Here is a 24,691-nt window from a genome sequence, read left to right as displayed (position 1 = left end):
AGCCATGCCCGAGCGCACCATCAAGTCCGAGCCCTACGCCTGGCCTTACAACGGCGATCTCCGCCCCGAGAATACCGCGCTCATCATCATCGACATGCAGACCGATTTCTGCGGCATCGGCGGCTATGTCGACAAGATGGGCTATGACCTCTCGCTGACGCGGGCGCCGATCGAGCCGATCAAGCGGCTGCTCGCGGCGATGCGCAGCCAACGCTTTCACATCATCCATACCCGCGAAGGGCATCGCCCCGATCTCTCCGATCTTCCCGCCAACAAGCGCTGGCGCTCGCGCCAGATCGGCGCCGGCATCGGCGATCCCGGCCCCTGCGGCCGTATCCTGGTGCGCGGCGAGCCCGGCTGGGACATCATCCCTGAACTCGCGCCGCTGCCGGGCGAACCCATCATCGACAAGCCCGGCAAGGGCTCGTTCTGCGCGACCGACCTGGAGCTGATCCTGCGCGTGCGCGGCATCGAGAACATCGTGCTGACAGGCATCACCACCGACGTCTGCGTCCACACCACCATGCGCGAGGCCAACGACCGCGGCTTCGAATGCGTGCTGCTGCATGATTGCTGCGGCGCGACCGACAAGAGCAACCACGACCACGCGCTCAAGATGATCAAGATGCAGGGCGGCGTGTTCGGCGCGGTCTCGACCTCCGACGCCTTCATCGGAGCGATTTCGTGATCATCGGCGAAACGCCACCGCCGTCAGGCGCCTTCGGCGTCGACGCCATCGCCATGACCATGCGCTTCGGCGATTTCCTGGCGCTCGACAATGTCGAGCTGAAGGTGCGGCCGGGCTCGTTCCATGCGCTGCTCGGCGAGAACGGCGCCGGCAAGTCGACCCTCGTCAAATGCATCATGGGCTATTACCACGCGACAGAGGGCGACATCATCGTCGGCGGCCGCGAGCAGGCGATCGCCAATCCGAAGGACGCTCACGCGCTCGGCCTCGGCATGGTCTACCAGCACTTTACGCTGGTGCCGGCGATGACGGTTGCGGAAAACCTCGTGCTGGCGCGCGACAATGTGCCGGCCGTGGTGAATTGGCCAAAGGAGATGAAGGAGCTCGAGGCCTTCCTGGCGCGCATGCCCTTCAAGGTGCCGCTCTCAGCAAGGGTCTCCGACATTTCCGCCGGCGAACGGCAAAAGTGCGAAATCCTCAAGCAGCTCTATCTGAAGCGCCGCTTCCTGATCCTGGACGAGCCGACCTCGGTGCTGACGCCGGCGGAAGCCGACGAGGTGCTTGGCATGCTCCGCGGCATGGTGGTCAACGGCGACCTGACCATCCTGATGATCACGCACAAATTCCGCGAGGTCATGGCCTTCGCCGACGACGTCACCATCCTGCGCCGCGGCAAGCTCGCCGGTCATGGCAAGGTCGCCGAGCTCACGCCGGACGCGATGGCGCGCACCATGATCGGCGCCGAGGAGTTGACGGTGCAGCCGCCGCGCACCGGCGAAGCCGGCCAGACCCGGCTCGAGCTCGCAAAGGTGCGTGCGCTCGACGATGCCGGCGCCATCGCCGTGCATGACGTCTCGCTGACCGTGCGTGCCGGCGAGATCGTCGGCATTGCCGGCGTCTCCGGCAACGGCCAGCGCCAGCTCGTCGAGGTGCTGGCCGGACAGCGCGAGGCCGAGAGCGGCGAGATCCGCGTCGCCGGCGATCCCTATCACGCCAGCCGCGAGGAGATGCGGCGCCACAGGATGTCGCTGCTGCCGGAGGAGCCGCTGAAGAACGCCTGCGTCGGCGGCATGAGCGTCGCCGACAACATCGCCTTCCGCGAGTTCGACCGTGCGCCCTTCGCCAGCGGCGGCTGGTGGCTCAACCGCGGCGCCTTCCGCGACGACGCGAAGAAGAAGATCGCCCGGTACAAGATCAAGACCCGCACGCCCGATACGCCGATCTCGGCGCTATCGGGGGGCAACGTCCAGCGTGCCGTACTCGCACGCGAACTTGGCAGCGATGTCGAGGTCCTGATCGTGGCCAATCCCTGCTTCGGCCTCGATTTCGCGGCGGTGGCGCAGATCCATGCCGAGATCATGGCCGCGCGCAACCGCGGCGCGGCGGTGCTGCTCGTCAGCGAGGACCTCGACGAGCTGCTGGAACTGTCCGATCGGCTGGTGGTGATGTTCCACGGCGAATTCGTGTATGAAGCACGGACCAGCGAGGCCGACCTTACCGTCGTCGGCCGGCACATGGCAGGCCATTAGCCGCGGAGCATTGATGGGCAGCACCTCGGAACGCGACGAGCACTTCCTGCGCTTGTCCTTTGCGGTCGCTCGCCGCTCCCTCACCCATGGCAATCATCCCTTCGGCTGCATCGTCGTCGATGCCGACGGCAAGGTGCTGATCGAGAGCGAGAACGGCTACATGCCGGACCATGACGGCACCGCGCATGCCGAGCGCCTCGCAGCCACCCAGGCCTGCCGCACACTCGACCTCGACGTGCTGGCCAAAGCCACGCTCTATTCCTCGGCCGAGCCCTGCGCGATGTGCGCCGGCGCAATCTACTGGGCCGGCATCGGCCGCGTCGTCTATGGCCTCAGCGAGCATCGCCTGCGCGGCGTCACCGGCAACCACCCGGAGAACCCGACGCTCGACCTGCCCTGCCGCGAGGTGTTTGCCAGCGGCCAGCGACCGACGGAGGTCGTGGGACCGCTGCTGGAGGACGAAGCCGAAGCGCTGCACGACGGGGTTTGGGCGAAGTAGGTACTCAGCAAACACTCCCGTAGGGTGGGCAAAGGCGCCCTTGCGCCGTGCCCACGGTTCGCATGCAATAAGCCACAAATGGTGGGCACGCTCCGCTTTGCCCACCCTACGGCACCTAATCCACCCTACGTTCTTTCCTCAAACGAAGATGACGCCGCGGAGGTTTGACGCGGCGCCATCTCCTTCACCTGCAGAGTGCCAGGTGATCAGAACTTCACGGTGATACCCGAGTAGAGCGAGGACTCCGTGCAGGAGCCAGTGCTCACCCTCGCCCCGCCGACCAGCGTGGTACAGGCAACGGCGTTGTTGTGATCGAGGCCGAACTTGTTCTGCCAGTAGCGATAGGCCACCCAGACGTCCACGAAGTGCGAGTACTTGTCACCCCAGAGCGCCTTTGAGGCATCCATCGTCAGACGGATCGGCTCCGAGTTGAACTCGACCTTGGTGGGATAGACGCCGTTGACGACGCTGGCCGGAAGCGGCTCGGTGTCCGTTCCCTTCTTGCCGTACCAGGCCGCGCGACCGCTGATGGAGAAGTACTGCATGTTCGCCGGCAGGAAGCCGAGGTCCATGTAGTAGTTGGTCTCGATCGCCCAGGTCGGCTTGAACGAGGTGTTGCCGTCGGTCAGACACGGGGCCATCCAGCCCGCGCCGCACTGCGAGAAGGAGTTGTGGTTGGCGAACTCCCAGTAAACCAGGGGAGCGACGTTGAAATAGCCCTTGTAGGGAAGGTCGAAGGCAAACTGCAGACCGGCGACGACGTCGCGCTTGGCGGCGCCGAAGTAGCGGTTCTCGGTGTTGGCATCCATGCCAACCTCGAACGAGATGTTGTGCAGCGGGCCCTGCGTGAAGGCCTTGGTGTTGAAGATCTCGTTCCAGCCGAAGGTCGAGCGGAACAGGCCGTAGATTTCAGTCGCGCCGGCGCAGCTCGCCGGCGTGAACGCGAAGCCCGCCGCCGGCGAAACGATACCGCCGGTCTGCGTGCAGGGACCGGCCGGGTCGTTGTGATCCGACTTGAACATCGAGATCGTGAAGAAGTTGGTGCCGTAGGCCCAGGCGTCGAAATGGGTGAAGGAGTAGACCTGCTTGGTGGTCTTGGAGTTGATCACGCCGTTGGTGTTGGTGAACGCGCCGGGCTGGCTGGCGTCGAAGATGTAGGAGAAGGTGACGCGGTCGTCGATCACCAGGAAGAACGGAAGGTCCGGCGCCTTCTTGGCGGCCTTGACCGGCAGGTCCGCAGCCTGAGCCCAGCCACCGGTGGCGAGCGTAGCAAGTGACAGCGCCGTTGCTGCAATTGCCTTGAAACGAAACGACATCCTGAATACCCCCAAGTTTGGACACGTAAAAATGAACGTCCCTTGGGTGCGACACTTGCGCCGATCTCCCGAAGTGAGAAGCCTCAACTTTTTTCAAGGCATGCCGCATGTTTCAGCAGCCACGATTGCTCGCGCGCAGAATTCTGCGGTGTTTTGCGCGCGGCCATCACGCGCGTGCGGCCCCGCTAGAACTCCCCTTGCCGAACATTCCCGACTGATTTTGTTTGGCTTTTTTGTCGGCCGGATAGCGCAGGCCTGATCGTCGGCTGCGAGCCTCGTCTTGATCGGCCATTGCATACTTGCGCTGGCGCGTTTTTGCTCAGTCACGCCAAACCTGCACAGCGGGTTCCGATTTCGTTTGGATCGTCACAAATTTGCAACAGGCGTCACGCGGCGAGAGCGCTCCCGAATACCGGCGACGGATCATCGTCGGCCGGCGGGAGGAGATACTTGCCGACAGCCGGCCGCCTGCCGAAGCGTTGAGCAAGGGATGACGCTTTTTCACACCTTACGCGGCGGTTCAAACTAGCCCACTATTGAGGCACTTCACCCCATGCAAGCGCATCAGCGAATGTTAGATCCAACGCCTAACGGCCTGCATTCCGGCGAGTCCCCGCTGCTTCAGACGGTCGGGCTCACCAAACGCTATGGGGATTTCCTCGCCAACGACTCCATCGATATCGACATCTGGCCGAAGGAGATCCACGCACTGCTCGGGGAGAACGGGGCCGGCAAATCGACGCTGGTGAAGGCGATCTACGGGCTGATCCAGCCCAGCGCCGGCGAGATGCGCTGGCAGGGCGAACGAATCGTACTGTCGGGCCCGTCGGAAGCGCGCAGCCGCGGCATCGGCATGGTGTTCCAGCATTTCTCGCTGTTCGACAATCTCACCGTCGCCGAGAACGTCGCGCTCGGCCTCGACGGCAAGGAATCCTTCAAGGACATGTCGGCGCGGCTGGAGCAGGTCTCGAAGACCTACGGACTGCCTCTCGATCCCAAGCGCGAAGTCTGGCAACTCTCCGTCGGCGAGCGCCAGCGCATCGAGATCGTCCGCGCCCTGATGCAGGATCCGAAATTCCTGATCCTGGACGAACCCACCGCGGTGCTGACGCCGCAGGAGGCCGATCAGCTCTTCATCGTGCTGGAGCGGCTCAAGGCCGAAGGCCGCGCGATCCTCTATATCAGCCATAAGCTGGAGGAGGTGAAGCGCCTCTGCGACACCGCCACGATCCTGCGCGGCGGCAAGAAGGTCGAGACCTGCAATCCCAGGCTCGAGACCGCCGCCTCGCTTGCGCGCATGATGGTCGGCGGCGAGATCAAGGAAGTGAAGGCGGCGGCCGGCCGGAAGACCACCGTACCGCGGCTTGTCGTCAATGATCTTTCGCTGGCGCCGGGCGAGTCGCATGGCGTGCGGCTCGAGCACATCTCATTCGAATTGAAGGGCGGCGAGATCCTCGGCATCGCCGGCGTCGCCGGCAACGGCCAGGACGAGCTCTTCGCCGCGCTGTCCGGCGAACGTCTCGCGAAGGACCCGGGCACGGTGGTGATCGAAGGCATCGCCGCCGGCCACCTGTCGATCACGCAGCGGCGCAAGCTGGGCGCGGCCTTCGTTCCGGAGGAGCGGCTCGGTCATGGCACCGCGCCGCGCATGAAGCTGTCGGAGAACGCGCTGCTCACCGGCCACGCGGCCAGCGGCATGGTCAACCACGGCTTCATCGACACCGCCGCCACGCTGAAGACGGTCGATCGCGCCACCGAGACGTTCGACGTCCGCAAGGCCAAGCGCGATCCGGAAGCAGCATCCCTCTCCGGCGGCAATCTGCAGAAATTCATCGTGGGGCGCGAGATCCTGCGTAACCCCGCGGTGCTGGTGGTGAGCCAGCCGACCTGGGGCGTCGATGCCGGCGCCGCCGCCGTGATCCGTCAGGCCCTGCTCGATCTCGCGACCGCAGGCGCTGCCGTTCTCGTGACCAGCCAGGACCTCGACGAGCTCGCCGAGATCGCCGACCGCATCGCCGTGATGTTCCACGGCCGGCTCTCCGCGCCGCTCGCAACAAGTGAAGCGAGCCGCGAAAAGCTCGGCCTTCTCATGGGCGGCAGCAGCCTCGAGCCAAAGGAGATCGCGCATGCAGTTGGTGCTTGAGAAGCGCGCCGAGCGCTCCAATACGATCGCGCTGGTCTCTCCCTTGATCGCGATCGGCCTCACGATCGTGACCATGGTCATCCTGTTCGCGATCCTCGGCAAGAATCCTCTGCTGGCCCTGCACGCCTATTTCATCGCGCCTCTGACCGACGGTTATTCGCTGCAGGAGATCGCGGTGAAGGCGACGCCGCTGGTGATGATCGCGATCGGCCTGTCGCTCTGCTATCTCGCCAATGCCTGGAACATCGGCGCCGAGGGGCAATTCCTGATCGGCGCAGTCGCCGGCAGCTGGATCGCGGTGAAGACGCAGGGCACCGACGCCGGCGTCTGGGTGCTGCCGGCCATGTTCGTGCTCGCGGCCGCCGCGGGCGCGCTCTATGCAATGATCCCGGCGATCTGCAAGGTGAAGTTCGGTGCCAGCGAGATCCTGACCAGCCTGATGCTGGTCTATGTCGCGGATCTCTTCCTCGACTATCTCGTGCGCGGACCCTGGCGCGACCCACACGGCTTCAATTTCCCGACCACGGCCGAGTTCGATCCAGTGGCGACCGTGCCGCTCTTGATCGAAGGCGGCCGGCTGCACCTCGGCTCGATCATCGCCCTGCTCGTCGTCGCTGCGGCAGCGATCCTGCTCGGGCGAACCATCAAGGGTTTCGAGATCCGCGTGGTCGGCGCCGCGCCGCGCGCGGCACGGTTCGGCGGCTTCAACGCCAACCAGCTGATCATCTTGACCTTTGCGGTCTCAGGTGCGCTCGCGGGCCTTGCCGGCATCATCGAGGTCGCCGGTCCCGTCGGACATCTCCAGCCCGGCATCTCGCCGGGCTACGGCTTTACCGCGATCATCGTCGCCTTCCTCGGCCGACTTAACCCGCTTGGAATATTAATTGCAGGCCTTTTCCTCGCATTGACCTTTATCGGCGGCGAGCAGGCGCAGATCGCGATGAAGATCCCGTTGGATGTCACCAAGGTTTTTCAGGGCATTCTGTTGTTCTACGTGCTCGCCTGCGATTCCCTCATTCTCTACCGCTTCAAGCTGGTCTTCCCGAACCGACAGGTGGCCAGTGGAACTCGTTGAAGCCATCATCCTGGCAGTGCTCGCTGCATCGACGCCGCTGCTGATCGCGGCGACCGGCGAACTCGTGACCGAGCGCTCGGGCGTACTCAATCTCGGCGTCGAGGGCATGATGATCGTCGGCGCGGCCTGCGGCTTTGGCGGCGCATGGCTGACCGGCTCGATCTTCATCGGCGCGCTGTTCGGCATCGTCGCGGGAATGCTGATGTCGCTGGTGTTCGCGTTGATGGCGCTCGGGCTCGCCGTCAACCAGGTCGCAACCGGCCTTGCGCTGACCATCCTCGGCATCGGGCTCTCCGGCCTGATCGGCGCCGGCTTTGTCGGCGAGCGCATCACGCCGGCAGTGCATCTCCACATCCCCGGCCTCACCGATATTCCCCTGATCGGCCGCGTGCTGTTCGGCGAGGATGGCTTCGTCTATTTCTCCATCGCGCTGATCATCGGCGTCTGGTGGTTCCTGTACCGCACAAGGGCGGGGTTGATCCTGCGCGCCTGCGGCGACAACCACGTCTCTGCGCATGCGCTCGGCTATCCCGTGCTGCGCATCCGCACCTTCGCCGTGATGTTCGGCGGCGCCTGCGCCGGGCTTGCGGGCGCCTATCTGCCGCTCGCCTATACGCCGTTCTTCATTCCCGGCATGACCGCGGGCCGCGGCTGGATCGCGCTGGCGCTGGTGGTGTTCTCGTCCTGGCGGCCGGGCCGGCTCGTGGTCGGCGCCTATCTGTTCGGCGCGGTGACGATCCTGCAACTGCACGCGCAAGGCTGGGGCGTCGGCATTCCCTCGCAGTTCATGTCGGCGCTGCCTTACCTTGCGACCGTCATCGTCCTGGTCCTGCTCTCCCGCGCGCGCACCGGCGGATCGACCGCCCCGGCCGCGCTCGGCACCGTGTTCGTGCCTGATCGCTGAGTTTTCATTTCCGCGGCATGCGCGATGGGGCGCGTACGTCGTGGATCGTGGCTTTCCCCTGATGTTTGGAGATTGATGATGAGGAAATCACTTCTTGCGCTGGCTGCCGGCTTTCTGCTTGCCGGGAGCGTCAGCGCAGCCTCCGCCGCCGACAAGCTGAAAGTCGGCTTCATCTATTTGGGTCCGATCGGAGACCTCGGCTGGACCTACCAGCACGACGTCGGCCGACAGGCGCTGGTGAAGGAATTGGGCGACAAGATCGAGACCACCTATCTCGAAAACGTGCCTGAGGGTCCCGACGCCGAGCGCGCCATCGAACAGCTCGTCCGCGCCGGCAACAAGCTGATCTTCACGACCTCGTTCGGCTACATGGATCCGACGCTGAAGGTCGCCAAGAAGTATCCGAACGTGCATTTCGAGCACTCGACCGGCTACAAGCGCGACAAGAACATGTCGACCTATTCGGCCAAATGGTACCAGGGCCGCTACATCCAGGGCCTGATCGCGGCCAAGATGTCGAAGTCCGGCGTGCTCGGCTATATCGGCTCGTTCCCGATTCCGGAGGTCGTCTCCGGCATCAACGCGACGATCCTGGCGGCGCAGACCATCAACCCGAACATCAAGGTCAAGATCATCTGGGCCAACACCTGGTTCGATCCGGGCAAGGAAGCCGACGCCGCCAAGGCGCTGATCGACCAGGGCGCCGACGTCATCATGCAGCACACGGACTCGCCGGCGGCGATGCAGATCGCCAGCGAACGCGGCAAGCTCGCCTTCGGCCAGGATTCCGAGATGATCAAGTTCGGGCCGAAGACCCAGCTGACGTCGATCCTCGACACCTGGGGCCCCTACTACATCGAGCGCGTCAAGGCCGAGCTCGCCGGAACCTGGAAGTCCGAAGACACCTGGGGCGGCCTCGACAGCCACATGTTCGCGATGGCGCCCTACACCAACATGCCCGACGACGTGAAGAAGATGGCCGAGGATGCCCAGGCCGCAATCACCGCGGGCAAGCTGCATCCGTTCAAATGCCCGGTGATTGGGCAGGACGGCAAGGAGGTCGAGTGCAAGGGCGGCGCCAATCTCGCTGACGGCCAGATCCTCGGCATGAATTTCTACGTCAAGGGCATCGACGACAAGCTGCCGGGCAAGTAGCACGCTTCTTGCATTGTCCTAATCACCTGCTCCTCCCGGAGGAGGTTCGGAGGGGGTGGCCAGAAGCACCCGGCACTTGTGGTCGCCCCCTCTTTTTATTTTGCCTGGATTATCCCGCCTGCATCGCCCGCGCCGTGGAGCTATGGCGGCGAATGAGATCGGCGACGTCCAGTCCCGGGATCGCGCCATCGATCACCGCCCATTTTCCCGCCACCATGACCCGGTCGGCCCGGTGCGCCCCGCAGAGGACCACCGCGGCCAGCGGATCGCCGTGGCCTGAGAAGCGCAGCTCGTCCAACTTGAACAGCGCAAGATCGGCCGCCTTGCCGACGGCGATTTCCCCGAGTTCCGGCCGGCCAACACACGCCGCCGATCCCTTGGTGGCCCAGCGTAGCGCGTCCTTGTGGCTGACCTTCGCCACACCGTAGCGTGCCCGTTGCAACAGGAAGGCGGCGCGCACCTCCTGCATCAGGTTCGATCCGTCGTTCGAGGCCGAGCCGTCGACACCGATGCCGATCCCCACGCCGGCCTCCTCCATCTCGCACACCGGGCAACAGCCGGACGCCAGCAGCTGGTTGCTGCACGCGCAATGGCTGATCGTCGTCCTGGCCTTGCCGAGCCGCTTCATCTCGTCCGCGTTGAAGAAGATTCCATGGGCGAGCCAGGTCCGCGCATTGAGCCAGCCGCATTGCTCGAGATAGTCGAGCGGACGGCAGCCATACATCTCTTGGCAGAATTTGTTTTCGTCCTCGGTCTCGGCGAGATGGGTGTGCAGGCGCACGTCGAGCTTTTCGGCGAGATCGGCGGTGGCGCGCATCAACGACGTCGTCACCGAGAACGGCGAGCATGGCGCCAGCGCGATCTGCACCATCGCATCCGCCCCGCGCTGATGATGCTTTGCGACCACGCGCGCGCTGTCGGCGAGGATCGTGTCCTCGTCCTGGACGACGCTGTCCGGCGGCAGGCCGCCGTCGCGCTGCGACAGGTTCATCGAGCCGCGCGTGAGCAGCACCCGCGCGCCAAGTCGCTTTGCGACGCCAACCTCGATATCGACCGACTCTTCAAGTCCCGCCGGAAACACGTAGTGATGATCCGTCGTGGTGGTGCAGCCCGACAGCAGCAGCTCGGACATCGCCACGGTGACGCCGAGCTCGAGCGCTTCCGGCGTCAGCTTCGCCCACACCGGGTAGAGCGCCTGGAGCCAGGGAAACAGCTCGCGGTCCATCGCCGCCGGCAGCGCCCGCGTCAGCGTCTGGTAAAAATGGTGGTGGGTGTTGATGAGGCCGGGCAGCACGACATGTTCTGCCGCATCGAACACCGTAACATCCGCGGTCACAGGCGTTCCGCCGGCCGGCACGAGCTCGATGATCCGGCCATCCTTCACCACGACCCCGCGCTCGGCGCCGTCGGCGAGGATCGCCAGCGGATCCCTGATCCAGATCGGTTTTGCGACGCTCATGATCCCGCTTCTCCTCACATCCGCCGAGGACAGGCCTGCAAGGCAGAGGCCAGCCCGATCGCGTTCTTGCCGCGACTTGTTGTTGCGACTTGTTGTTGCCACTTGGCTCCGGTCTTGCAACACTTTCTCTCGTACGATTCACCCGGCGGAAGCGTTGGCGCAGCCATGGACTTGAATACCATCACAGCGGTCGCCCATCCACAAACGCGCGCGCAGCTGCCCGTTTGGACGCCAGGTGATGCTTGGCTCGCAGGCGGCACCTGGCTGTTCTCGGAACCGCAAACGCACCTGACACGGCTGATCGATCTCGCCGATCTGAAATGGCCGGCGCTGACGATCACCGAAAGCCATCTCGGCATCGCCGCCACCTGCACCATCGCGCAACTCGATGGTCTCGCCTGCCCCTCCGACTGGCTCGCGGCACCGCTGATCAACCAGTGCTGCCGCGCCTTCCTTGCCTCGTTCAAGATCTGGAAGACCGCGACCGTCGGCGGCAATCTCTGCATGTCGCTGCCGGCGGGACCGATGATCTCGCTCACCGCGGCGCTCGATGGCGTCTGCACCATCTGGAAGGCCGGCGGGGGTGAACAGAAGATTCCGGTGATCGACTTCGTCATCGGGAACCAGCGCAACCACCTGACGCCCGGCGACCTGCTGCGGCAGATCGACATCCCGATTGCCGCACTGAAGCGCCGCTCCGCGTTTCGCCAGATCTCGCTGGCGCCGGTCGGCCGCTCGGCGGCGCTTCTGATCGGCAGTCTCGATGCCGATGACACGCTGACGCTCACGGTCACTGCATCGACGGTGCGGCCGATCCGGCTATCCTTTCCCAAGGCCCCGGACGCGAGCGCGCTGCGCGCGGCGATCATGCAGCAGATCAGCGATAATCTGTACCACACCGACATCCACGGCAAGCCGCTCTGGCGCAAGCACATGACGCTGCGGCTCGCCGAAGAGATTCGCGACGAACTCCTGGGAGCGCGGCCGTCATGAGCTTCGAGGTCAACGGCAAGGCGTTTCCGCAGGAGCCGCGCGCCGGGCAATGCCTGCGCACGTTCCTGCGCGAGCTCGGCCATTTCGGCGTGAAGAAGGGTTGCGATGCCGGCGATTGCGGCGCCTGCACCGTGCTGCTCGACGGCGAGCCGGTGCATAGCTGCCTGATCCCGGCGTTCCGCGCCGAGGGACGCGCTGTGACCACGATCGAAGGCCTTGGCCGCGACCACGGCGCGCATCCGATGCAGCAGGCCTTCCTCGACGCACAAGGCTTCCAATGCGGCTTTTGCACCGCCGGCATGATCCTGACCTGCGCCTCGCTGAACCAGGCGCAGCGCACCGATCTCGGCGCGGCACTGAAGGGCAACATCTGCCGCTGCACCGGCTATCGTTCGATCGAGGATGCGCTGCTCGGCAAGTCCAATGTCGAGGAGAGCGTCGAGGCTGGCGCCGCATTCGGCCGCAGCCTGCCGGCGCCCGCCGGCCCCGACGTGGTCCGCGGCAAGGCCCGCTACACGTTCGACACTGAGATCGAGGGCCTGCTGCACATCAAGCTGCTGCGCTCGCCTCACGCCCACGCGAAGATCGTCGCGATCGACAAGTCGGACGCGCTGAACGTTCCGGGCGTGCACGCGGCGCTGACGCATGAAGACGCACCATCGGTCCTGATCTCGACCGCGCGGCATGAGAAGGACTGGATGGACCCGGAGGATACCCGCATCCTCGACGACGTCGTCCGCTTCATCGGCCAGAAGGTCGCCGCCGTCGTCGCCGAGAGCGAAGCCGCCGCCGAGGAGGCCTGCCGCCGGCTGAAGGTGAGCTATGAGGTTCTGCCAGCACTGATCGATCCGGAGCAGGCGATGGCGCCGGGCGCGCCCCTCGTTCATCCAGACCGCACCATCGAAAATCGCGTCGCTGACGCCCAGCGCAACCTCGTCGCGGAGACGCATGGCGAATTCGGCGACGTCGCGGCGGCACTCGCCACGTCCGCCGTCACCTACGAGGCCACCTTCCACAGCCATCGCGTGCAACATGCGGCGCTCGAGACCCATGGCGGCCTTGCCTGGCTCGATGCCGCAGGTGTGCTGAATGTCCGCACCTCGACGCAAGTGCCGTTCCTGACCCGGCGCGCGCTGTCGGACATCTTCGAGCTTCCCATGGACAAGGTCCGCGTGTTCTGCGAGCGAGTCGGAGGCGGCTTTGGCGGCAAGCAGGAGATGTTCGTCGAGGACATCCTGGCGCTCGCCGCGCTGAAGACCGGACGGCCGGTGAAGCTGGAGCTGACCCGCGAGGAGCAGTTCATCGCGACCTCGACGCGGCACCCGATGCGGGTCCACATCAAGGCCGGCGCCGATGCCGATGGCAAGCTCACCGCGCTCCAGCTCGACGTGCTCTCCAACACCGGCGCCTATGGCAATCACGCCGGCCCCGTGATGTTCCACTCGCTGTCGGAGTCGATCGCCGTCTACAATTGCCCGAACAAGCGGGTCGACGGCTACGCCGTCTACACCAACACGGTGCCGGCGGGCGCGTTTCGCGGCTATGGCCTGCCGCAGACACAGATCGCGATCGAGGCCGCGATCGACGAGCTGGCGCGGCAGCTCGGCATCAGCCCTTACGAGATGCGCCGGCGCAACGTCGTCAAGACAGGCGACCCCATGCTGTCGCCGCCGCCGTCCGAATTTCACGACGTGCTCTACGGCTCCTACGGGCTCGACCAATGCCTCGACCTCGTCGAGCGCGCGATGCAGGCCGATGGGCCGCAGCCGGACTTGTCGCCGGAATGGCTGATCGGTGACGGCGTCGCGCTGACCATGATCGACACCGTGCCGCCGGCCGGCCACATCGCCGACGCGATGATCGCGCTCAACGAGGACGGCGGATTCGATCTCACCGTGGGCACGGCGGAGTTCGGCAACGGCACCAGCACCGTGCACCGCCAGATCGCGGCGACGACGCTCGCGACCACCGTCGATCGCATCCATCTGCGCCAGTCCGACACCGCCCATGGCGGCCACGACACCGGCGCGTATGGTAGCGCGGGCACCTTCGTCGCCGGCAAGGCGACGCATGCGGCGGCCATGCAGCTTGAGACCGAATTGAAGGTCGCCGCCGCCGGCGCGTGGCTCTGTGACGTAGGATCCTGCGTGCTCGAAGACAATGCCGTTGTCAGCGGCGTCCGGCGCATGCCGTTTGCCGAGCTGGCAAAGCTCGCGCGCGAACGCGGCGAGCCGTTCGCAGGCCACGGCAATTCCGAGGGAACGCCGCGCTCGGTCGGCTTCAACGTGCAGGGGTTTCGCGTCGCCGTGAACAAGGGCACCGGCGAGCTCAGGATCCTCAAGAGCGTGCAGGCGGCGGACGCTGGCGTCGTCGCCAATCCCATGCAGTGCCGCGGCCAGGTCGAGGGCGGCGTGGCGCAGGCGCTCGGGGCGGCGCTCTACGAGGAGATGGTGATCGATGCGACCGGGCGCGTCACCAACCCGAAATTCCGCGACTACCATTTGCCTTCCTTCGCAGACGTCCCGCGCACCGAGGTGTTCTTCGCCGAGACGTCCGACACGATCGGACCGCTGGGCGCGAAGTCGATGAGCGAGAGTCCGTACAATCCGGTCGCCGCCGCGCTCGGCAACGCGATTGCGGATGCCACCGGCATCCGCTTCACCGCACCGCCCTTCAAGCCGGACCGGCTGTTTCCGGCGCTGTTCGAGAAGTTCGGCTAGGCACATGTCTTGGGGGGCTCCATCCATGACCAGCGAAGTTCATCCCGTCGACGAGGTCTTGCCGGTCCCGCGCCTGTTGGCGCTGGGCCTGCAGCACGTGCTGGTGATGTATGCCGGCGCGGTCGCGGTGCCCCTGATCATCGGGCGGGCGCTGAAGCTGCCGCCGGAGGACGTCGCCTTCCTGATCAGCGCCGATCTGTTCGCCTGCGGACTGGCGACGCTGGTGCAGTGCCTCGGCTTCCCCGGCGTCGGCATCCGCCTGCCGGTGATGATGGGCGTGACGTTCGCCTCCGTCGGTCCGATGCTGTCGATGGCGGCTGCGCCCGACATCGGCCTGCTCGGCATCTATGGCTCCGTCATCGCCGCCGGCTTGTTCGGCATCATCGCAGCGCCGTTCGTCAGTCGGCTGCTGCCGTTGTTTCCGCCCGTCGTCACCGGCAGCATCATTCTCATCATCGGCATCTCCCTGATGCGGGTCGGCATCAACTGGGCCGGCGGCGGCCTGCCGACGCTGACGAAGATGGTCGACGGCATTCCCGGCAGCTTTCCCAATCCGGCCTATGGGCAATTACAAGGCCTCGGCATCTCGCTGTTCGTGCTGCTGTTCATCCTCGGCCTGATCAAATGGGGCTCCGGCTTCCTCGCCAACGTCTCGGTGCTGCTCGGCATCATCGCCGGCGCCGTGCTCGCGAGCATTCTGGGCGTCATGCATTTCGACAAGGTCGCGGCGGCCTCCTGGGGCGCGATCGTGATCCCCTTCCGCTTCGGCATGCCGCAATTCCATCTGGTACCCGTCATCACCATGTGCGTCGTCATGATCGTGGTGATGATCGAGTCGCTCGGCATGTTCCTCGCGCTCGGCGACATCACCGGCAAGGCGGTCGACCGCGAGGCCCTGAGCCGGGGCTTGCGCGCCGACGGCGTCGGCACGCTGCTCGGCGGCATCTTCAATACGTTTCCCTACACTTCGTTCTCGCAGAATGTCGGCCTCGTCTCGGTCACCGGCGTGCGTTCGCGCTGGGTCACCGTGACGGGCGGCTGTATCATGCTGGTGCTCGGCCTCCTGCCCAAGCTCGCCGCGCTGGTCGAGGCGGTGCCGCTGGTCGTGCTCGGCGGCGCGGGCCTCGTGATGTTCGGCATGGTTGCGGCAACGGGCGCGCGCATCCTCACCTCGGTCGACTTTCGCAACAACCGCTACAATCTCTTCATCGTCGCGATCTCGATCGGCTTCGGCCTGATCCCGCTCGCCGCGCCCGGCTTCTTCCGGAATCTGCCGCACGACCTCCAGCCACTGCTGGAATCGGGCATCCTGCTCTGCGCCATTGTCTCGGTGCTGCTCAACGCCTTCTTCAACGGACTGAGCGGCGGCGCTGCGGCGGAGACCGATGCAGCCTCAGCGGCAGCGTCGGCGCAGCATGTTTAGCTGCCGCGATAGGTCGAATAGCTCCACGGCGTGACCAGCAGCGGCACGTGATAGTGGCCTTCCGGCTCGCTGATCGCGAAGCGCAACGGGATCTCGTCGAGGAACGGCGGGTCTGACAGCGGCACGTTGCGCTCGGCGTAATACTTGCCGATGCTGAATCTGAGCTCGTAGCGGCCGATCGGCAGCGGCCGGCCGCCGATCAACGGCTGGTCGGTGCGGCCGTCGTCGTTGGTGACGGCGCGCGCGATCACGCGGCTCTCGCCGAGATTTGCGAGCTCGACAAGCTCGACCGGGATGCCCGCCGCAGGCTTGCCGGCATGGTTGTCCAGCACGTGCGTCGAGAGCCGGCCGTGCACTTTCAGCCTGTCGTCGGCGACGACGAGCTGATCGAGCCGCAGCGCGGAGATGCGGCCGATCTCCTCGATCGCGCGCCGCGTCTCGGTCTTGGCGATATTGCGTAACCGCGTCTCGAAGTCGCGCAGCACGGAATCCTTGGTGTGACGGCGCACGCAGACGATATAGGGGAAGCCGAACTTCTCACGATACGCGTTGTTGACGCGCTCGAAGGTGGCGTATTCGGCGCCCGACAGCCGGTCGAGGCCGGCGCTGTTCTGCTCGTCGGTCGATTCCGCCGTCAGGCCCGCGGCGCGCTGGGTCTTGTTGGCGAGATCCGGATGCGCCCGGATCAGCGCGAGCTGCACGTCGGGCTCGGCACTTTGGATCGCTGCCATCAGCGCGGCATGCAGTTGGTTGACGCCGGCGAATGGCCGCTGGTCCGCGAGTTTCTCAGCAATCCAGGGCGAATATTCGACGACGTTGGCGAGCGCGGCAACGAAATCGGCTTTGCTTGCGGCGTTGAGAGCGGACAGCGAAATCTGCGACATCACACCTTCACCCGATCTCGAATGCACCGGCCGCAAGATGCGCGTGCTTGTCGTGCCAGTGCTGCGCGATCTGAAGCCGCGTCGGCACCCAGACGCGCTCGTGCTTGCCGATATAGTCGAGGAAGCGGATCAGCCCCGCGGCGCGGCCGGGACGGCCGGCGAGACGGCAGTGCAGGCCGACCGACATCATCTTCGGCGCCGTTTCGCCCTCCGCATAGAGCACGTCGAAGGCGTCCTTCAGATAGGTGAAGAACTGCTCGCCTTCGGCAAACCCCTGCGGGTTGATGAAGCGCATGTCGTTGGCATCGAGCGTGTAGGGAATGATCAGCTGCTTGCCGGTCGCGCCCTTGACCCAATAAGGCAGATCGTCGGCATAGGAGTCGCAGAGATAGAGGAAGCCGCCCTCCTCCATCAGCAGACGATTGGTGTTGATCGAGGAGCGCCCGGTGTACCAGCCGAGCGGCCGCGAACCGGTCGCCTCGGTGTGGACGCGGATCGCTTCCGCGATCTCCGTGCGCTCCTGCGCCTCGGTCATGTCCTTGTGCTCGATCCACTTCAGGCTGTGGCTCGCGATGTCCCAGCCCGCCTCCTTCATCGCCGCGACGATGTCGGGATTGCGCTCGAGCGCCGTGGCGACGCCGAACACGGTGGCCGGCCATTTCCGTTCGCCGAACATCCGCCACAGCCGCCAGAAGCCGGCGCGCGAGCCATATTCGAACATGGATTCGATATTGGCGTGACGCTGGCCCGGCCAGGGCTGCGCGCCGAGCACGTCGGACAAGAAGGCTTCGGAGGCGCGATCGCCGTGCAGGATGTTGTTCTCGCCGCCCTCCTCGAAATTGACGACGAACTGCACCGCGACCCGCGCATTATCAGGCCATTGCGGGTGCGGCGGGTTGCGGCCGTAACCGCGGAGATCGCGCGGGTAGCGGGGTTCGGTCACTCAGACTTCCTCGAAGCGGATCGGCAGCGCGCCCTTCCACAGCACGCTCTTGCCCAGCGCCGCCAGATTCTCCAGGCCCGAGGTCAGCGTGATGAAGTGGTTGCCGGCGAGCTGGCCCATCTTGCTCGCGAAGTGCACGCCACCATAGGCCAGCAGGATCTCGGTCTCGCTGATGCCGCCGGGATAGAGGATGATCTGGCCGGGGGCGGGATAGCTGGTGTGGTTCTCGTAGCCGACGCCGAAGTCGAGGTCGCCGAGCGGCATCCACACCGCTTCGCCGCTCCAGCGCACATGGATGATGTGGCTTTCGAACGGCAGGGCCTTGCGGAACGCGGCAACGGTCTTGGGCGCGGCTTGCTCCTCGAAACGGGCATCGAAGGTGAAATCGCCGGCGCGGATAACGAGTTTGCTCATCTCATCTCTCTGGATCGGGGGCCAAAGGCCCCACGGGGAACTTCTGGGGCAAAAAGCATTCCATCGGGCTTCGCGCAAGGGGCGCGGCCGCATCACCTGCGGTCGTAGGACCAGCCGAAAATGCCGCTCCGCCGGGTTTCCGGCTCCGGCTCGGCGGCAGGGGCCGGGGCTTCCTTCAGTTCCGCCTGCGGCGGCGGGGGCGGTGCGGGCAGATTCTCGCACTTCATGGAATAGACCAGCTTGCCGTCCGCGGTGCGCCCGATCGGCGCGCAGGGATCGGGATGCGCCGCCGACGTTTTGGGAGCCAATTTGACCTGCGCCGCAGCCGGCGAGGCCATCAGGAGAAGCACCAGCAGATATCTCGACATCGTTGTCGCCTGAGAAAGCAATTCGCGGCATTGAACCGGATTGCAACGGGCAAGTCCATCGGCGTCGCGGGCGAGAGTGCCGAATATTTAGACGCTCGTGCCATACGATTTTCGGGATCGCGGCCGTGATCAGGACGACCTGGACAAGCACCGCTGCTTCAGGCCGTCATTGCGAGGAGCCCTTGCGACGAAGCAATCCAGAGTGCCTCCGCGGAGGGATTCTGGATTGCTTCGCTTCGCTCGCAATGACGGAGTATGAGGCATGGTCTGGTTCGCCGAATGACGATGTCATTCCCCGCGCAGGCGGGGAAACCAGTAATCACCGCCGTCTCGATTCCATCACAACCGCCGCGGCGTACTGATCGCCCGCCTTCGCGGGCGATGACAGTGAGTATGTGGTTAGCAAACACGCCTTCGCACCCTCGCGGCGCATTTCGCCCGAGCTTTGCTTCATCTCTCACCCTCCAAAACCAAGAGGGCGCAGGGAAGGCCGGGTGCCGGCTGGCACCCGCGGTCCGCTGCGCGAATAATGCGCAAAGGAGACCGCACAGCAGCATACAGGTGTAGCCAATCACTCGGCCTTCCCTGCGCGATGGTCGGACGGCTTATGCCGTGCTCTCCCGGGAGCCGAGTTCCTTCTGGCCTCCCTCGCCCCTGCGAAAGTCGCCGACACCGCGCCGGTTGACGCGACTGCCGCATTCGCCAGGGCTTGACCGTAGCAACGACGGCCAGGACCACACGGTTTTGCCGTACGCGCGACCCGCCATTTCGCCGCAGTTTTCCCGACCCTGTCGACAGAGCCGGAAACTTACAGACGAGACGAACCTGACAGCGCCGCTCATCCGCACGAAGCCTCGGGCTCACGGAGAGCAATCCGCCCTGCCCTTAGCCTCTCGCGCCCGACACTGCCGCGTCCACCGCAAGCCCGGCTCGCGAAAATGACGACCACAAGATCGCCCCTCAAGGATGAGCCGGGATGGGCGACACATACGCCATTTCCGAATTTCGGTAAAGTGGAATATTTTCGAACGGGCGGATTGACACCCTTCGAGGTGTTTTGCCCGTCGGGCAGTCACACCTGTAGCCCGGATGGAGCGAAGCGCAATCCGGGGACTTACCGCAAGCTACGGCGGTCCCGGATTTCGTTTCGCTCCATCCGGGCTACGACACGCCAGTTATCAATAGCGCGGATCGCCCCAGACGCGCGGATCCTGGCGATAGGCCGGGGTCCAGCCGCCGGCATAAGGCTGCCGGTAGCCGCCGCCGTAATACGCGTTGCCGCCATAATACGGGCCGCCGCGATCGTAGTAGTATTGGTTCTCGTAGTAGTCGCGGCGCCGGCTTTCGGCGATGGCTCCGATGGCGAGACCTGTCGCCGCGCCCATGATGGCGAGGGCTGCACCGTTCGGTCCGCGGCGATAGTAGCGGCGCTTGGCGGCGCTGAAGTCGGTGACGCCGGGTACGGCCTGCCCCGCGACGGCCGCCTTCGGGATCGGCGTGGCCGAAGCGGCAGCCGACGGCGATGCGGAGGCCGCGACCAGGGCGAGGCTTGCGAATGCGGCCACCAACGTGGTGCGGCCGGATGCGGAATTCATGGGTCTAACACTCATCTTGACCATCCTCTGTTCTCGCCCAAAAGGACATAAGCAAACGCTCAATAACGCGCAAACCACTGAAAAGGTTTCATGATCGCGGCGATCTGCCACGCTTTGAACGATTGTAAACCGAACGACCTGATCCACCTTGCGCCACTCAACCTGAGCGGTTAATGAACAGCCGCGCCGTTTTTCGGTCGCGTAAGCGTTTGACGTGAACCAACGCATCAACCGACGTCGTCGGGATCGATGCCATTTTAGGGTTCACCGTGATCGACGCGTCCTTTTCCTCGAAAGAAATCAGATGATTGCGGTTCGCAAACTGCCGGCGCGCTACGCGCCGATCGTGATGCCATTCGTGCTGTCCATCCTCATGACGGCCGTGGTGTCGGTCATTTCGACGCTGCGAAGCCTCGGCGCAACGCCGGCGTTTCTGGCGACATGGCCGGGCGCCTGGGCGCTGTCATGGCCGGTCGCGTTTCCAACGCTGCTGATGGTGCTGCCACTGGTCCGCCGGATCGTGGCCTGCCTCGTCGCTTCTCCAGCTCAACCAGGCCGATAGCCGGTGCGGACGGCGGCGCACGGAGCCGCCGCCGTCATGGCTGATCTTACGACAACGCGCCGAGCACGCCGCGCGTCGCCTTGTCGATCTCCTCGACATAGCGGCGGCGGGCGAAGGTCTCGGTGAGGAAGCCGACCACCTTGCGGCTGTCGGTGGAATCGACCACCGCCAGCATCTCGGCTTCCGCCTCGTCGAACACCGCCATCGCCGACTTCACGTTCATTTCCGGGATCAGCACGATGTCGATCAGGCGGGCGAGCTCGATCACCTGGATGTCGTCGGCGATGGTGTCGAGATCGCTGGAGAACAAATCGGGCAGCAGGACGAGGCCTATATATTCGTCCGCATTGTTGACGATGACGATTCCCGGCCGCGATCCCAGCGCGAATTCGCTGCGGACCGCGGCGATCGTCGTGGTCGACGGCACCTTGCCGACGTCGGAGCGCATCAGCCGCTCGACGGTGAGGTTGCGCAGCCAGCCGACGTCGTTGGCGCTGCGGATGGTCTCGCCGCGCAGATGCAGGCGCCAGGTCGAGAAGGAGTGGCCGAACATGAAGCGGACGCAGATCGAGGTGACGATGCAGCCGGCCAGCACCACGGCGGTGACGTCGACATTGCGGGTCATCTCGAGCACGAGGAACGACATCGTCAGGGGGCCGCCGACGATGGCGACGCCGAGCGTCGCCATGCCCGTCAGCATCGACACCAGCGGATCGATCGCGAAGTTCGGGCTGATGAGCAACAGCACCGCGGCAAAGAACTTTCCGATCAGGCTGCCGACGAACAGCGAGGCGAAGAACAGTCCGCCGCGGAAACCCGAGGCGAGCGAGATCAGGCACGCCGTCACCTTCAAGGCGATGATCAGCGCGATCAGGCCGATCGTCATGTCGTGGAAGAGATCGAGCACCATGGCGCCGTGGCCGGCGGCCAGCACCTGCGGCGTGAGAATCGCAAAACCGCCGACGATGAGGCCGCCAAACACCGGGCGGAGCCAGATCGGCAGCCAGGCGAACAGGCGCTCGAACATCGGCGACGACCGCATCACGGCGATGCCGACGCCGCTGGTGACGAGAGCGAGCCCGATCAGGGCCAGGTACTGCTCGACGCCGACGGCGCTGACCTTGGGAATTTCCAGCGAATAAGGCGCGCCGCCGAGCCATTGCGCAGTCAGGGCGCCCGCCAGCGAAGCCGCCAGGATCGGCGCGGCGCTGCCGACCGAATAGACGCCGACGATGAGCTCGCAGGCGTAGAAGGCGCCGGTGATCGGCGCACCGAACGCCGCCGCGATCGCCGCGGCAGCGCCGCAGCCGACCATCAGGCGCAGATCGTTGCGGCGCAGGTTGAAGAACTTGCCGAGCAGCGAGGCGATGCCCGAGCCGATCTGGGTATAGCCGGCCTCGAGGCCGACCGAGGCGCCGCAGCCGTTCGAGATCAGCGTCTGGCTCGACACCACCAAGCTGTCGCGCATCGACAGATTGCCGCCGCGCAGCGCGTTGGCCTCGATCGGATCGACCGCGTTCGAGATCTTCATCCGCCGCCGCGACCATTCCATGATGCCGAGCGCCAGTCCGCCGAGCGCGGGCGCGAGCAGCGCCGCCCAGGGACTGACGCGGGCATTGGCCGACAGGCGAACGTCGACGGGGATGCCGTAGATCACCATATGGGCGATCTGCGCGATCTCGGCCATCAGCGTCACGATGGCGCCGGCCAGCGTGCCGATCACCAGAGCCAGCGGGATCAGGTAGAACTCGTTGCTGCGCAGCAGTGCGCGCAGCCGAACCATGGTGCGGTTCGATCCCTTGCGATCGACGAGATGTCTGATCCGCACGAACACCTTCTGCCCGCCCTATCCGTCCGACAGGCCGTAGCCGGCCATGCGCTGGCGGACCCGTTCGATCTCGTCGCTCGGCAGCAGCGGCGGCTGTCCGATCTGGAGGCAGCCGTGATATTGCCGCGCCAGCGTCTCGACCTCGACGGCGAGCCACATCGCCTTGTCCAGCGTCTTGCCGATCGCGATCATGCCGTGATGGTCGAGCAGGCAGGCAAGCCGACCCTCCAGCGCCCGCACCGCATGTTCGGACAATTCCTCCGTTCCGAAGGTGGCATAGGGCGCGCAGCGGATGCTGTCGCCGCCGGCGGCCGCGATCATGTAATGCACGGGCGGAATTGCCATGCCCATGATCGCCAGGATGGTGCAATAGGCCGGATGGGCGTGCACGACGGCGTTGACGTCGGGCCGCGACTTGAGGATGTCGCGGTGGAAGCGCCATTCGCTGGACGGCCTTTGATGCGGCGCATGCGCGCCGTCCATCGCCATGAACACGATCTGGTCGGGCGTCATGGCGTCATAGGGCACGCTGGTCGGCGTGACCAGGAGCCCGTCATTATGACGCAGGCTGATATTGCCCGAGGTGCCCTGGTTGATGCCGAGCGCATTCATGCGGCGGCAGGCGTCGATGATGGCCTGTCTCTTGGCGAGCTCGTCCGCTGTCATCGACATCTCGATATCACCTCGGCCTTCTGGCGATGGGCGTTTGTTAGACCGGGAGTACGTCAAAGCAACATGGCAGTGCAAGCGAAAGCGACCGGATCATGAGCCGTCTTGCCGGCGGCTCCGCCGAGCCACGAAATATGACCTGAAATCAACAAATTAACAGATTGTCGCAGTCCTACGGCAGGCTCGCCCGGACGGCCGTTATGCCGTTGATCACGAACTGCACCGAATAGGCCGCGAGCAGCATGCCGAGCACACGCGAGAGCACGGCATTTCCGGTGCGCCCGAGGGTGCGCGCGATCAGGCTAGCTGAGACGAAGCACAGCATGCAGAGCAGGCAGACGGAGAGGACGACCGCGATGATGATCGCGAGCCTCGCCCCGTAACCGGCATCGCCCGCCAGCAGCAGCGTGGTCGCGATCGCGCCGGGGCCGGCCATCATCGGGATGGCCAGGGGGAACACCGCAACATCGGAGGCGTGCTCCGAGGTCGCCTTGTCGGCCTCGCGAGCCTCGCGATGCGGACGGTCGCCGAAGATCATCTGGTAGGACACGCCGAACAGCAGCAGCCCACCGGCGATCTGGAAGGCGGGGATGCCGATCCCGAGCTGGCGGAGCAGCCAGTTTCCGACCAGCGCGATCACCACCAGGATCGAAGCCGCGATCAGCGGCGCGCGCAGCGCGATCGTTCGCTTGACCTTGTCGGGCATGCCTCCGGTCGCGGCCAGGAAGGCGGGCGCAAGGCCGACCGGATCGACCACCAGCAGCAGCGTCACGAAGGCGGACAGGGCGAAGTCGAGCATGGAGGGCATCTCGGGCAGGCGTGGTTCAGGCGTTCAGCCATAGCGGCTCGCGAGGGCCTTCGCGAGGAACATTTGCCGCCCCCGACTCTTGTCGCGAGAGGATTGAGGAAGGGCATGCCTTCCCGTGTCGCCTCAAGAGGAGGACCAATGGCCAAACGAGCAAAGAAACGTGCGAACAGGAAAAAGACCTCGGCGCGCCGCGCGCGTCAGGCGCCTAAGATGCTGAGCGACCTGTTCCTGGAGACGCTGAAGGACATCTACTTCGCCGAGAACAAGATCATCAAGACACTGCCGAAGATGGCCAAGGCGGCGCATTCGAAGGATCTGGCGGCAGCCTTCAACAAGCACCTGCGCGAGACGCAGGGCCAGGTCAAACGTCTCGACCAGATTTTCAAGATGCTGGGCAAGCCGGCGCGCGGCAAGCCCTGCGAAGCGATCAACGGCATTACCGACGAGGGCGCCGAGATCATGAAGGATTTCAAGAACGCCCCTGCCCTCGACGCCGGCCTGCTCGCCGCGGCGCAGTCCGTCGAGCACTACGAGATTTCCCGCTACGGCACGCTGCGGACCTGGGCCGAGGAGCTCGGCATGCCGGACGCGGCAAGGCTGCTCCAGGAGACGCTGGACGAGGAAGAGGCAACCGATCACGCGCTGACGGAGCTCGCCGTCTCGGTGATCAATCTCGAAGCGGAGGACGAGTACCGCGCCGCAGCCTGATCGGCGCG

Annotated in this window: 22 protein-coding genes; 12 read left to right on the top strand and 10 right to left on the bottom strand. The window is 65.2% G+C overall.

The window, feature by feature from the left end; all coding sequences use genetic code 11:
• The first annotated feature begins 4 nt into the window (after positions 1–4).
• Genes biuH through RAD15_RS11840 form a run of 3 tightly spaced genes read left to right on the top strand, consistent with a single transcriptional unit; the run spans position 5 to position 2,716 of the window.
• Complete coding sequence (biuH, locus tag RAD15_RS11850) at positions 5–688, top strand: biuret amidohydrolase (RefSeq protein ID WP_458177493.1); 684 nt, start codon at positions 5–7, stop codon at positions 686–688.
• Complete coding sequence (locus RAD15_RS11845; protein ID WP_458177491.1) at positions 685–2,217, top strand: ABC transporter ATP-binding protein; 1,533 nt, start codon at positions 685–687, stop codon at positions 2,215–2,217. Before biuH ends, RAD15_RS11845 begins: the two co-directional genes overlap by 4 nt.
• Before the next feature lie 13 nt (positions 2,218–2,230).
• Positions 2,231–2,716 carry a nucleoside deaminase gene (locus tag RAD15_RS11840; protein ID WP_458177489.1) on the top strand — a complete coding sequence of 162 codons (486 nt, stop codon included), beginning with the start codon at positions 2,231–2,233 and terminating at the stop codon, positions 2,714–2,716.
• Positions 2,717–2,922: 206 nt separating this feature from the next.
• On the opposite strand, the gene RAD15_RS11835 is transcribed toward RAD15_RS11840, so the two are convergent.
• A complete protein-coding gene (locus tag RAD15_RS11835; protein WP_458177486.1) occupies positions 2,923–4,032 on the bottom strand; it encodes a hypothetical protein in 1,110 nt (369 codons plus the stop codon).
• 571 nt (positions 4,033–4,603) lie between these two features.
• On the opposite strand from RAD15_RS11835, the gene RAD15_RS11830 reads away from it, so the two are divergent.
• The 4 genes from RAD15_RS11830 (at position 4,604) to RAD15_RS11815 (ending at position 9,309) form a co-directional block, all read left to right on the top strand.
• Positions 4,604–6,175, top strand: a complete 1,572-nt coding sequence (locus RAD15_RS11830) for an ABC transporter ATP-binding protein (RefSeq protein ID WP_458177484.1) — start codon at positions 4,604–4,606, stop codon at positions 6,173–6,175.
• Positions 6,159–7,250, top strand: a complete 1,092-nt coding sequence (locus RAD15_RS11825) for an ABC transporter permease (RefSeq protein ID WP_458177482.1) — start codon at positions 6,159–6,161, stop codon at positions 7,248–7,250. Before RAD15_RS11830 ends, RAD15_RS11825 begins: the two co-directional genes overlap by 17 nt.
• On the top strand, positions 7,237–8,154 hold the full coding sequence (locus RAD15_RS11820; protein WP_458177480.1) for an ABC transporter permease: 918 nt from the start codon (positions 7,237–7,239) through the stop codon (positions 8,152–8,154). Before RAD15_RS11825 ends, RAD15_RS11820 begins: the two co-directional genes overlap by 14 nt.
• 78 nt (positions 8,155–8,232) lie before the next feature.
• Complete coding sequence (locus tag RAD15_RS11815; protein WP_458177478.1) at positions 8,233–9,309, top strand: BMP family ABC transporter substrate-binding protein; 1,077 nt, start codon at positions 8,233–8,235, stop codon at positions 9,307–9,309.
• Positions 9,310–9,418: 109 nt separating this feature from the next.
• On the opposite strand, the gene RAD15_RS11810 is transcribed toward RAD15_RS11815, so the two are convergent.
• Positions 9,419–10,768, bottom strand: a complete 1,350-nt coding sequence (locus RAD15_RS11810; protein ID WP_458177476.1) for an 8-oxoguanine deaminase — start codon at positions 10,766–10,768, stop codon at positions 9,419–9,421.
• Positions 10,769–10,933: 165 nt separating this feature from the next.
• Between RAD15_RS11810 and RAD15_RS11805 the strand changes: the two genes are divergently transcribed.
• From RAD15_RS11805 to RAD15_RS11795, 3 genes are read left to right on the top strand one after another with little or no spacing between them, the layout of a single operon-like run.
• Entirely contained in the window at positions 10,934–11,761 is an 828-nt protein-coding gene (locus RAD15_RS11805; RefSeq protein ID WP_458177474.1) for an FAD binding domain-containing protein, read from the top strand.
• Complete coding sequence (locus RAD15_RS11800; RefSeq protein ID WP_458177472.1) at positions 11,758–14,481, top strand: molybdopterin-dependent oxidoreductase; 2,724 nt, start codon at positions 11,758–11,760, stop codon at positions 14,479–14,481. Before RAD15_RS11805 ends, RAD15_RS11800 begins: the two co-directional genes overlap by 4 nt.
• Positions 14,482–14,506: 25 nt before the next feature.
• Positions 14,507–15,904 (top strand): nucleobase:cation symporter-2 family protein, encoded by a 1,398-nt coding sequence (locus tag RAD15_RS11795; protein ID WP_458177470.1) that lies wholly within the window; start codon positions 14,507–14,509, stop codon positions 15,902–15,904.
• Here RAD15_RS11795 and uraD read toward each other — a convergent pair.
• The 5 genes from uraD to RAD15_RS11770 all read right to left on the bottom strand — a co-directional run bounded on the left by uraD (position 15,901) and on the right by RAD15_RS11770 (position 20,123).
• Positions 15,901–16,788 (bottom strand): 2-oxo-4-hydroxy-4-carboxy-5-ureidoimidazoline decarboxylase, encoded by an 888-nt coding sequence (uraD, locus tag RAD15_RS11790; protein WP_458177468.1) that lies wholly within the window; start codon positions 16,786–16,788, stop codon positions 15,901–15,903. The genes RAD15_RS11795 and uraD overlap by 4 nt on opposite strands.
• A 7-nt stretch (positions 16,789–16,795) precedes the next feature.
• Positions 16,796–17,731 carry an allantoinase PuuE gene (gene puuE, locus RAD15_RS11785; RefSeq protein ID WP_458177466.1) on the bottom strand — a complete coding sequence of 312 codons (936 nt, stop codon included), beginning with the start codon at positions 17,729–17,731 and terminating at the stop codon, positions 16,796–16,798.
• Positions 17,732–18,145 carry a DUF3830 family protein gene (locus RAD15_RS11780; RefSeq protein ID WP_458177464.1) on the bottom strand — a complete coding sequence of 138 codons (414 nt, stop codon included), beginning with the start codon at positions 18,143–18,145 and terminating at the stop codon, positions 17,732–17,734.
• A 92-nt stretch (positions 18,146–18,237) separates the two neighbouring features.
• Positions 18,238–18,513: a hypothetical protein gene (locus RAD15_RS11775; RefSeq protein ID WP_458177462.1), complete on the bottom strand. Its 276-nt coding sequence runs from the start codon at positions 18,511–18,513 to the stop codon at positions 18,238–18,240.
• Positions 18,514–19,691: 1,178 nt separating this feature from the next.
• Positions 19,692–20,123, bottom strand: coding sequence for a hypothetical protein (locus RAD15_RS11770; RefSeq protein WP_458177460.1), 432 nt, complete (start codon positions 20,121–20,123; stop codon positions 19,692–19,694).
• A 289-nt stretch (positions 20,124–20,412) separates the two neighbouring features.
• Here RAD15_RS11770 and RAD15_RS11765 point away from each other — a divergent pair, with 289 nt between their 5' ends.
• Positions 20,413–20,670, top strand: coding sequence for a DUF2798 domain-containing protein (locus tag RAD15_RS11765; protein ID WP_458177458.1), 258 nt, complete (start codon positions 20,413–20,415; stop codon positions 20,668–20,670).
• Positions 20,671–20,716: 46 nt separating this feature from the next.
• Here RAD15_RS11765 and RAD15_RS11760 read toward each other — a convergent pair whose 3' ends face one another.
• From RAD15_RS11760 to RAD15_RS11750, 3 genes are all read right to left on the bottom strand, one after another.
• Positions 20,717–22,504, bottom strand: a complete 1,788-nt coding sequence (locus RAD15_RS11760; RefSeq protein WP_458177456.1) for a chloride channel protein — start codon at positions 22,502–22,504, stop codon at positions 20,717–20,719.
• 12 nt (positions 22,505–22,516) lie between these two features.
• Entirely contained in the window at positions 22,517–23,170 is a 654-nt protein-coding gene (locus RAD15_RS11755) for an L-fuculose-phosphate aldolase (RefSeq protein WP_458177454.1), read from the bottom strand.
• A gap of 169 nt (positions 23,171–23,339) precedes the next feature.
• Positions 23,340–23,966: a MarC family protein gene (locus tag RAD15_RS11750; protein WP_458177452.1), complete on the bottom strand. Its 627-nt coding sequence runs from the start codon at positions 23,964–23,966 to the stop codon at positions 23,340–23,342.
• A gap of 147 nt (positions 23,967–24,113) precedes the next feature.
• Between RAD15_RS11750 and RAD15_RS11745 the strand changes: the two genes are divergently transcribed.
• Positions 24,114–24,683 (top strand): YciE/YciF ferroxidase family protein, encoded by a 570-nt coding sequence (locus RAD15_RS11745; RefSeq protein WP_458177450.1) that lies wholly within the window; start codon positions 24,114–24,116, stop codon positions 24,681–24,683.
• The last annotated feature ends 8 nt before the right edge of the window (positions 24,684–24,691 follow it).

Source organism: Bradyrhizobium sp. 14AA, assembly GCF_054185205.1.
The sequence above is the reverse complement of the archived record's forward strand: the minus strand, read 5'-3'. Positions and strand labels throughout refer to the sequence as shown.

Excerpts from the sequence above, each read along its gene's own strand:
- RAD15_RS11830 (WP_458177484.1), top strand. The coding sequence starts at position 4,604 with ATGTTAGATCCAACGCCTAACGGCCTGCATTCCGGCGAGTCCCCGCTG.
- biuH (WP_458177493.1), top strand. The coding sequence starts at position 5 with ATGCCCGAGCGCACCATCAAGTCCGAGCCCTACGCCTGGCCTTACAAC.
- uraD (WP_458177468.1), bottom strand. The coding sequence starts at position 16,788 with ATGTCGCAGATTTCGCTGTCCGCTCTCAACGCCGCAAGCAAAGCCGAT.
- RAD15_RS11835 (WP_458177486.1), bottom strand. The coding sequence starts at position 4,032 with ATGTCGTTTCGTTTCAAGGCAATTGCAGCAACGGCGCTGTCACTTGCT.
- RAD15_RS11770 (WP_458177460.1), bottom strand. The coding sequence starts at position 20,123 with ATGAGTGTTAGACCCATGAATTCCGCATCCGGCCGCACCACGTTGGTG.
- RAD15_RS11840 (WP_458177489.1), top strand. The coding sequence starts at position 2,231 with ATGGGCAGCACCTCGGAACGCGACGAGCACTTCCTGCGCTTGTCCTTT.
- RAD15_RS11805 (WP_458177474.1), top strand. The coding sequence starts at position 10,934 with ATGGACTTGAATACCATCACAGCGGTCGCCCATCCACAAACGCGCGCG.
- RAD15_RS11775 (WP_458177462.1), bottom strand. The coding sequence starts at position 18,513 with ATGTCGAGATATCTGCTGGTGCTTCTCCTGATGGCCTCGCCGGCTGCG.
- RAD15_RS11815 (WP_458177478.1), top strand. The coding sequence starts at position 8,233 with ATGAGGAAATCACTTCTTGCGCTGGCTGCCGGCTTTCTGCTTGCCGGG.
- RAD15_RS11795 (WP_458177470.1), top strand. The coding sequence starts at position 14,507 with ATGACCAGCGAAGTTCATCCCGTCGACGAGGTCTTGCCGGTCCCGCGC.
- RAD15_RS11765 (WP_458177458.1), top strand. The coding sequence starts at position 20,413 with ATGATTGCGGTTCGCAAACTGCCGGCGCGCTACGCGCCGATCGTGATG.
- RAD15_RS11825 (WP_458177482.1), top strand. The coding sequence starts at position 6,159 with ATGCAGTTGGTGCTTGAGAAGCGCGCCGAGCGCTCCAATACGATCGCG.
- RAD15_RS11750 (WP_458177452.1), bottom strand. The coding sequence starts at position 23,966 with ATGCTCGACTTCGCCCTGTCCGCCTTCGTGACGCTGCTGCTGGTGGTC.
- RAD15_RS11745 (WP_458177450.1), top strand. The coding sequence starts at position 24,114 with ATGGCCAAACGAGCAAAGAAACGTGCGAACAGGAAAAAGACCTCGGCG.
- RAD15_RS11810 (WP_458177476.1), bottom strand. The coding sequence starts at position 10,768 with ATGAGCGTCGCAAAACCGATCTGGATCAGGGATCCGCTGGCGATCCTC.
- RAD15_RS11800 (WP_458177472.1), top strand. The coding sequence starts at position 11,758 with ATGAGCTTCGAGGTCAACGGCAAGGCGTTTCCGCAGGAGCCGCGCGCC.
- RAD15_RS11780 (WP_458177464.1), bottom strand. The coding sequence starts at position 18,145 with ATGAGCAAACTCGTTATCCGCGCCGGCGATTTCACCTTCGATGCCCGT.
- RAD15_RS11755 (WP_458177454.1), bottom strand. The coding sequence starts at position 23,170 with ATGTCGATGACAGCGGACGAGCTCGCCAAGAGACAGGCCATCATCGAC.